Here is an 8661-nt window from a genome sequence, read left to right as displayed (position 1 = left end):
CGGAGATAGCCTAATAAATTAGAGTTCGATAGAACTCTTTACTTAGGAATCCCCCACTTCTAAACGAAGTGAAAGTGGGGGTAGTTCAATTTACTAGTCTTAACAATAGGAACTTTCTTTGTTATTTTGATAAGATTCTCTAAAATAAATAATTGGAAAGCAATGGTCCTACTAGCATTTTTTATTATCTTTGTTTTTAGCACTTATTTTGTATGTGGGATATAGATTAAGTTAAAACGAAAATCTTTAAGCTCCCTTCTGAATAAAACTCAATATTCCGTCAATACTGTATATGACATTAGATTTTCTCCTTGTTCCCCCTTGGAGAACCGGGCAGGTAGCTTTTGCTAGCTGCTCTTTTATTGTGATTCAAACATTCTTTATTTTTATTAGGAATACCAATAACAGTTATTCCTTTAGCTCCGCACTTCTTGCATATCCAATTCTGTTTAGGTGGATATGACATCATCATTGAATCCTCATGCACTTTTTCATGGTTACATTGATCTTTCAAAGAACTCACCCCTTTCCTACAAAATGAAATTTTTATATTAATCTTCCTCAAGTTCCGTAACAGTTATATAATTTCTAGCGTTTTTCCGCTTTGCTACTCGCTCTTTGTATACTGGCCTTGTATAAAAACGAACCGTTGCAGGAAGTACGCCCATATAATCAGCGCATTCCTGTATAGTTCCGATACATAGTAATGATTCACCTTTATAAACGACGTACTCCTTTAACTCCACTATTCATTCTCCTTTTCTACTAAAATAGCGTTTTTGTTTAAAATAATAGCTCTAAACAAATTGGACACTTTTACCAGTTTGTTTACCGAAACATTCATGTTAAAATCCCTTGTGAGTATGACATAACTCAACCTTATGAAGCCCTGTAACATTTCCTGCGGGGCTTCTTTTTTTTCAACAAGCCGTTAGTTACTTGCACTGACTACCTTGATGTACAAAATAGCGATTTTGTTTGACTTTATTTCTTACATAAGACCGACTAGACACCAACATTTTTATGTAGTACAATTCCTATCAGAAAAATGTTAGGAGATTTATTTATGACTTTTGAAGATAATCGTAAATTAGGTATTCAACAAGGATGTTTAGTAATAACAGATCAATCACAATATCTTGTTGTTAAAAAAAATGAAAATTATTCTTTATTAAACATTGCAACTGCGGAATGCATAAACTTTGAAGTTCCACTTGAACATCTTGAAGAAATGGTCCAAGTAGATTTAAAAGAAAAAATTCAAGATATCATTCCACCAGAGAATATTAAAATCGTTGCTCAAAACAGAATATAAAACGTATTTTCTAAGAGCACTTTCAATAGTGCTCTTTTTTAGTGACCAGTATCAAATAAGGATTTTGTTAAAAACTTACATGTAAATGTTTTTCGTTATATAATTAAGTTATCAATATATTAGGAGTGTTAATTATGTCAGGAACAATAATGATTTTGTTATACATTTGTTTCGGATTGAGTGCAGTTTTAAGCTTAATAAAGGAATTCAAAAAGCCACAGAAAAACCAGTTCTTAATTTTATTTGATTTTCTAATTTTGATAGGTGCTATATTTTTAATAGCTAGTATCTTTATCTAAATTACATAACGAGAACTCCCGTATGGAGCAAAGCAGCCTAGCGAAAGCTAACTGCTTTTTTTATTAAATAACTATTTTGTCCAGTTTTCTAAAAGCTCTAAATCCTCATAGATATTACCTTTTACATGATTCAGATTTACTTCGCTCCACAGTAATTCAGCATGATCCACTCCATTACAAATCCACCAAGCACCTTCCCTTTGCTTAACTACTCCTGTAAATCCATGTTTTTCTGATATACGGTCATAAAATTCTTGATAAACAACGTCCCCTTCAAAAATCTCCTTATCCCACGCTCGAAACTTGATATTATCCATCTCTCATTCTCCTTTTTAATAAAATTCAAATTTGATACTACTTTATTCCCGTTGATCCAAAACCACCTATGCCGCGCTCACTATCCGATAGCTCGTCCACTTCCACAAAGTTTGCTGTTTCCACTGGCGCTATGACGCCTTGTGCAATGCGTGTTCCTCGCTCAATAACATCTGCTGCTTCTGATCTAAGCACAAAAGGTTTTGCAGTATTATCCACGATGACTCCAACCTCTCCCCTAAAACCACTGTCAACCGTTCCAAGGATTACACGTAACTTTTTATCACACGTCATACCGCTACGCGGTCTCACTTGTAGTTCGTATCCTGGTGGAATCTCAAAAGCTAATCCAGTTGGCACGACCTTAGTTTCGCTCGGCCATATAAGTGTCTTCTCCACTGCTACAAGATCAAAACCACTATCACCTGGCTTTGCATATCGTGGTAATTCCACTGATTCATTCAATCGCTTAATCTTCACTCGTAAATTCATTCATACCCGCTCCCTATAAATAACTCTTCAATTCTTCTTTCCGATTCTTCAGCTCTCCCAAAGTTTTCTTCGTCTTCTGCCTTTCGCCATCCATCATGACTAGGTGGTATTCCAGATTACGAATATCACTTTCTATAGCTTTGAGTTCACTTTGCACCTGCACCGCAGTTTCTTTTTTCATTACTCTTCATCTCCTTTCAATAATTGCCTTAGCTCCCCGCATGACCCTTCGTATAGCTCCCTGTCACCTGGCAATTTAAAGAAATGCCTATCAATCAATTGTTCTATTAACCTATCTTTCTCGCTCATGTTACCTCCTAGCTGATTTGTTTCTTCTTATACTTACGTGGTGGCTTCGAAGACGAGAAGGAAGATGCATTACTAGAGTTACTATTTAATGATGTCCAAAGGGCTTATGAGGAGCTTGATGGACGTCAACAAGGGCGTTTTGCGAAGCAAGTTTCATTGTACGTGAAAATGTTGCAAAACAACAAAGACATACTGTGATTTGATTTCATCATAAAAGAAGCCATTTTCACTTGCTAGAGGTCAAGTTTTAAAAAAATTAACCAGTGAGGACTTCGGCTCTCTTTTTTTATTTGTATTCGACAAAATATGACAAGACAGTTGTAACTGGATTTGTTATGATTTCTATAAATCTTACAACTTGAATGTACGGAGGAAAGAAAAAATGAAACGAAAATTACTTACAGCATTAACTTGTAGCGCATTACTTATGGGGATGGCTGCTTGTAGTTCAAATGAAAAAACTGCGACTGAATCAAAACCAAAGCAAGAAGCGAAAAAGCCTGAGCCAATTACTACAACTTCACTTATTAACGAGTTTAAAAAAGCTGGATTAGAAGCTGAAAATGCTACGAATCTACCACAAAAAGAATTTGGAAACATGCGTAAAGATGGGAAACGTATCCTAGTTCCTGCACTTGGTCAGGATAACGGTGGCCGTTTATTTGAATTTAGTAAGAAAGAAGATTTAGAAAAAGCTAAGAAGTACTATGATGATTTGAGTAACTCAAGTCCAATGCTTTTCTCACATACATACGCTAAAGGGAATTTCCTTTTACAAATGAATGGTGATATGAAAGATGAAGAGTTTAATAAATATAAAGAGGTTATGGATAAGGTAGTGAAGTAAATAAAGTAAAAAAAGTGGGTATTATAAAACTATGGATAAATAACTGGGAAATTTAAGTAAAAGCATAAATTTTAGTTTAGATTTAATGCAGAAATTAGAAGCGCGGGATGATCTTACAATTGAACAGAAAATAATTTTAAGTATTTACAGGAAACTAATCGAACAGCTAGATGGTAATTTCATTTTAGCTGACCATCAATTAAGAAGTCCATCAATAGTGATGATACGTTCCGCTCTTGAAACTTATCTATCTCTAAAATACATAACACAACATAAAAGGTTTATTAAAGATAGATCAATCAGTTATTATTTAGGGTATTTAAAAAACCAAAAAATAGTATATGGCAATATGATTGAAAATCCTCTTAAATATGTTCCAATTTCAAAAGAAGACTTTGAAGATAAGATCATTAAGATAGATCAACTCTTGGAATCACCTATTTTTAAGAAAATCCTTAAACAATGGGAACTAACAAAAAAATTTTTAAACGAAAAATTTAATAACACCCATGAACCAAAATGGTATTCCTTATTTAAGGGCCCTACATCTATTAAAATGCTAGTGAACAGATTAAACGACAATAAAATTTATAGGTATTATGAAGTTTTATCTTTAGAAGTACATGGATACGAAGCTTTAAATGGATTAAATAATACGGATATAATTAATGAACCATTTTCTTTTAAACCAATAAGAAACACTGAAAATACAAGCAATTATGCAGGTATGGCAAGAACTTTATGTACCTCTGCGACACATGAAATCATTAAGTTCATGTCCCCTGAATTGAATGGCAAATTTATTAAATTCATGAATGAACTTGGTTTAATTGAGAAATATCAAGACGAGTTGAAAATAAGGCTAAACCAAAATTAAGACGATTCAAGTCGGAGGAAGGCACCTTAGGGTGTCTTTTCTTTTTAAAATATATAAGCGCACCACCCCTTTCCTAATAGGGGTCCCCGGCTCATTTTTTTCTTTTTTTAGCCTTTTGTACAGAGATAATAAAGTCGTTTAAAACATAATAAAGTTGTTTTAAACGACTTTATTATGTTATTCAACAATTGGGTCAGATTGTGAAATAAGAAAGGACTGTTGAGGATCATTCTTGAATTTGTAAGTTATTCCTTTATAGGGAAAATCGGAGTTAAGATTACAAGGTAGAATCATGAAAGGGGTATTCCTGTATGTTACCAATGGATAAACCTGGACAAATTGTTATTATGAACGGCACTCCTAGATCTGGGAAATCCAGCATCGCCACTGTAATCCAGAGTACGTTTAAAGGTGTGTGGATGAACTTAGGAGTAGATCGGTTCATGCAAATGACCCCAGAACGCTATCAGCCAGGTATTGGGTTACGTCCTGGTGGCGAGCGACCCGATATTGAGCCCTTGGTTATACTTATATATAAAGCCATGTATGAGTCTATTGCTGCACACAGTCGTTTAGGGATAAACGTCGTAGTTGATGTCGGTCATCATGACAATTATTCCGTCCCACGGGGAATTCTGCCCGAATGTGCACGGATACTAAAGGGACTGCCAGTTATGTTTGTGGGGGTACATTGTCCAATTGAAATTATTATGAAACGACGGATAGAAACATGGAAAGTTGGTTACTCAGAAGATGGTTTGATCCCATTACCAGTAAAACTATGGCAAGAGTCCGTCCATGAGCCCGGTATTTATGACTTAGAAATCGATACTTCAGTACTAAACCCTGAAGAGTGTGCTAATTTAATTCGCTTGAGGCTCGAAAATGGTCCAACCCCGACAGCATTTCAATTAATTGAACACATGGGAACTGGCTAATGCTTTGTTATGGCACGGATTACAGTATAAACCGCGGTTTTTCTATGAATCAGGTGATTATTTCACTCTGATATTGTAGATCAATCTTCCATTAAAGGGAGCTATTGTTGAATAAACCTTAGATTTTTAAACGACTTTATTGTTATATTTTTGAGTACAGTGAAGTATCTTATATCAAAATTAAACAACTATATTTTAACCCCGTCTTAAATTTAGAACGGGGTTATGCTTGTTTTTGGTGTAAAAATATAATAGCTTTATTGTCTATTTTTCTTAAGTTGATGGGTATGCATGGTGCCCCCCTCATGCCTCCTTACAGGGAGAATGATACGGCATTTTTTATTTACCTAATTACCGAGTATGTTTATTTCTCTAAATCACTGTCCATAATAATAAATAAAGACAAAACCCTTTACCCTTAAGATACAAGCTCTTTCTCAAGAGTATCAAACTCGGTGATTAGGGTAGAGTGGTATAGAGTTTTTCCGTTCATATTACAAGTAAGGTTTGATTTTAAATCAAGCTTTATTTAAAACTAAACACAAAAAAATATGTACTACTGTCTATCGTTAGACAGTATCTTTGATAAACAATAATCTTTTTATGCAATATTGCATAAAAAAACACCTGTTACTCTTGCTATAATTTCAAGAGTAAACTGTTGCATCCAACATTTTATAATCTTCTATATTCATTAATATAGAAACCCTAATTACAGACAAAAAGGGAAGAATAATGGTGGTTCTTCCCTTTTTGCTTATTTTTTTAACAGTCTAATGTTTTATTTTATAGTCTAAAACATTTTTATTAATGAAACCTAGTAAAATTCAAAAATACATAACTTTAGTTGGCAAACGAGAATTAAATACCTCATTATTGTCTCTGTTATATTTAAAAGTTTCTGCTCTAATACAATAAGAAAAGCAAAAAGAACTTGTAGGAATCACTACAAGTTCTTTTTCAAATAATGTATAAAAGGTGAATTAAACTATCTCATTACTCGTAACGGGGAAACCATTTTACATATGGCTTGATTTCATTATATAACAAATATTAATATGCAGAGGCTTAATATTTGAAAATTATGTTAATTCATAAATGAAAGTCCGTCTTTCTTCCCTAAAAATCCCACTATTTATTTCGTATAAACTACTTTAAATTAACATCTATATCATAATAAATTAGCAGGAATATAGATATATGTAAATACAGAAGAATGTAAGTGGTTAGTTTTAAAGGACTTAGAAGTTCTCAAATACACTTATCAGAATTGAATTATAGTACTTTAAACAAACGAAAAAGAATTCCACTAGGAATAGCAATTAAAAAAGCACTCATTCGAGTGCTTTTTTATTGAACAGTAATACTTTAATACTCTATAATTAACTTTGGGGAAGGTAATGTGAGAGTATTAGACGTAGTCTTAGCATTATCTTTTATTTGATAAACCATGAAATTGAATAATTTTGTGGTTTATTTTTTATAAATCCACAAGTTTTAAACTATTTTTCATAAAAGTAATCATGAAATTAACATCGGATTACAGTTCCAGAATAGAGAGTCAGGAAATGGTCACCAATATCAATTATAGTTGTTGCTTGTATATAACCTTTAAAACCATTTGATGAATAATAAATTTCTTTTGGAATACTATCTTTAACCTGATAACTTGTTTTTGAGTACTTCACATAATGGCTTGTGATTACTTTTGATTCAGGGACAATATTAGCTCTTTGTTCAAAAGTATTTGCGATAGTAGAAGATGAATTAAATTCAACATTTTTCTGAGAAATACGATCCAAACTTTCAGCTTTTACACCTTCCGTTTGAGAAAAGGCACCTAAACTACCTAATCCTATTAATGTAGCAAGTGTAAACTTTGAAACCCCTGTGAATTTCCCCATTTTATAAGCCTCCTTTAAATTTTTTATAAGATAGATCCTTACCTTCACAGTCTATATCTAACAAATAGACTGTGTACATACATATCATTAGACAAAATTCTACACTATGCTCTATTTTTTTTAGATTATGTATAATAATCCGTTGTTCAAAAAGTTGTCACAAATAAAAAGTGATAATGATAACAAAGAAATGAATAGTATATGCGTTGCTTGTATTATTATTAATTATCTTAATATTCTTTAATAATTAGATAAAATCTATATGAGGTACCGCCACACCACCATCAACTTAATATATTTTGAAGTATCCCCAAAACGATAAAAATGAACTTCTTTCGATAAATGACACAAATTTTTCGTTTTGGGGGCATTATAAAATTTAAACTTGATAGCAATGTGGCGGTACCCCTGATTACTTCATGAAGTTATAAAATTAGGACCGTACATATTAGACATATCTAAAATGTACGGTCCTTTTGCAATTTGAATTTCTTTTTAAACTTCTTATATTTTCTATATGAGCGTCTAACAATGTTTAACATGAAATACGGTATTTTAACAGGGAAAGGCAATTTATAAATGAAAGGCAAGTAAAATGTAAAATATGCCTTTTCTAGGTCTCTCCACTTACTATCTTCTTTTGTTTTTAAGAAATCAGATACATCGACTACATATCCCCTTCCGTTTTCCATCATCACATTTTTCCCGTGAACATCACAAGGAGTTAATCCTTGTTCCCTTGCATACTCTAAAGCTTCAGTGATATCAAGGATTACCTGCTTAGGAATTTTAATCCCCTTATGAATAGCATCGTATAAGGTAATTTCTTTTAAACGTTTCAATACTATGAAATTTTCTCCTTTATATATAAGCTTCGAATAAGAAGGATGATTTCCGATTCTTCGGTATACTTCCGACTCTTTTTCAATTCCTTCTCCTTCTCGCGCGTAAACTTTCACTACCCAATCTTTGTATTCTTTGTGCATAAATACTGCGGCATAATTACCTGTCCCTAAACACTTCCAAAGTCTAGGAATATCTTTAACTACTACAGGCTCGAATTCATCCTCACTTCTTATGCTTACCTCTTTTAATAACTCGTCCTTTATCAATCCCACAAAACTATTTATACTCATCATTTCCACTCCGGTTTTGCTAAAAGGGGTCCCACCCACAATTTAACGAATGTTGGTGCTACCTCAATTACTATCTTAACAAATTAAAATTTTGTCTCTCTATTCTTTTATTCTTTCCTCATACTGTTTAGCAAGCTTTTGAACTACCCCCACTTTCACTTCGTTTAGAAGAGGGGGATTCCTAAGTAAAGAGTTCTATCGAACTCTAATTTATTAGGCTATCTCCACA

Annotated in this window: 11 protein-coding genes and 2 pseudogenes; 5 read left to right on the top strand and 8 right to left on the bottom strand. The window is 33.1% G+C overall.

Annotation, left to right across the window (positions count from 1 at the left end):
- Positions 1 to 298 precede the first annotated feature (298 nt).
- Together MR109_RS29155 and MR109_RS29150 are read right to left on the bottom strand one after the other, a co-directional pair.
- A complete protein-coding gene (locus tag MR109_RS29155; RefSeq protein ID WP_242274799.1) occupies positions 299 to 514 on the bottom strand; it encodes a hypothetical protein in 216 nt (71 codons plus the stop codon).
- 37 nt (positions 515 to 551) lie between these two features.
- Complete coding sequence (locus MR109_RS29150; protein WP_242274798.1) at positions 552 to 746, bottom strand: hypothetical protein; 195 nt, start codon at positions 744 to 746, stop codon at positions 552 to 554.
- 320 nt (positions 747 to 1066) lie between these two features.
- On the opposite strand from MR109_RS29150, the gene MR109_RS29145 reads away from it, so the two are divergent.
- Complete coding sequence (locus tag MR109_RS29145) at positions 1067 to 1315, top strand: hypothetical protein (protein WP_242274797.1); 249 nt, start codon at positions 1067 to 1069, stop codon at positions 1313 to 1315.
- 370 nt (positions 1316 to 1685) lie between these two features.
- Here MR109_RS29145 and MR109_RS29140 read toward each other — a convergent pair.
- From MR109_RS29140 to fbpA, 4 genes and pseudogenes are all read right to left on the bottom strand, one after another.
- Positions 1686 to 1907 (bottom strand): annotated as a pseudogene (locus tag MR109_RS29140) (YopX family protein); the annotation flags it as partial.
- A gap of 61 nt (positions 1908 to 1968) precedes the next feature.
- Positions 1969 to 2421 (bottom strand): dUTP diphosphatase, encoded by a 453-nt coding sequence (gene dut, locus MR109_RS29135; RefSeq protein ID WP_242274795.1) that lies wholly within the window; start codon positions 2419 to 2421, stop codon positions 1969 to 1971.
- Between the two features lie 13 nt (positions 2422 to 2434).
- Positions 2435 to 2602 (bottom strand): hypothetical protein, encoded by a 168-nt coding sequence (locus tag MR109_RS29130; protein ID WP_205206329.1) that lies wholly within the window; start codon positions 2600 to 2602, stop codon positions 2435 to 2437.
- On the bottom strand, positions 2602 to 2730 hold the full coding sequence (gene fbpA, locus MR109_RS29125; protein WP_242274794.1) for a Fur-regulated basic protein FbpA: 129 nt from the start codon (positions 2728 to 2730) through the stop codon (positions 2602 to 2604). Before fbpA ends, MR109_RS29130 begins: the two co-directional genes overlap by 1 nt.
- 45 nt (positions 2731 to 2775) lie before the next feature.
- On the opposite strand from fbpA, the pseudogene MR109_RS29120 reads away from it, so the two are divergent.
- The 4 genes and pseudogenes from MR109_RS29120 to MR109_RS29105 all read left to right on the top strand — a co-directional run.
- Positions 2776 to 2928, top strand: a pseudogene (locus MR109_RS29120) (XRE family transcriptional regulator); the annotation flags it as partial.
- A gap of 184 nt (positions 2929 to 3112) precedes the next feature.
- Positions 3113 to 3577: a stress protein gene (locus MR109_RS29115; protein WP_242274793.1), complete on the top strand. Its 465-nt coding sequence runs from the start codon at positions 3113 to 3115 to the stop codon at positions 3575 to 3577.
- Between the two features lie 85 nt (positions 3578 to 3662).
- Complete coding sequence (locus MR109_RS29110; RefSeq protein ID WP_242274792.1) at positions 3663 to 4454, top strand: DUF5677 domain-containing protein; 792 nt, start codon at positions 3663 to 3665, stop codon at positions 4452 to 4454.
- Between the two features lie 311 nt (positions 4455 to 4765).
- Positions 4766 to 5392: a chloramphenicol phosphotransferase CPT family protein gene (locus MR109_RS29105; RefSeq protein ID WP_242274791.1), complete on the top strand. Its 627-nt coding sequence runs from the start codon at positions 4766 to 4768 to the stop codon at positions 5390 to 5392.
- 1529 nt (positions 5393 to 6921) lie between these two features.
- Here MR109_RS29105 and MR109_RS29100 read toward each other — a convergent pair.
- Positions 6922 to 7296, bottom strand: coding sequence for a hypothetical protein (locus MR109_RS29100; RefSeq protein ID WP_242274790.1), 375 nt, complete (start codon positions 7294 to 7296; stop codon positions 6922 to 6924).
- 458 nt (positions 7297 to 7754) lie between these two features.
- On the bottom strand, positions 7755 to 8432 hold the full coding sequence (locus tag MR109_RS29095) for a protein kinase family protein (RefSeq protein WP_242274789.1): 678 nt from the start codon (positions 8430 to 8432) through the stop codon (positions 7755 to 7757).
- Positions 8433 to 8661: the final 229 nt, after the last annotated feature.

This window comes from Bacillus cereus group sp. BfR-BA-01310 (assembly GCF_022664325.1).
In the GTDB taxonomy this organism is placed as follows: Bacteria; Bacillota; Bacilli; order Bacillales; family Bacillaceae_G; genus Bacillus_A; species Bacillus_A paramycoides.
The sequence above is the reverse complement of the archived record's forward strand: the minus strand, read 5'-3'. Positions and strand labels throughout refer to the sequence as shown.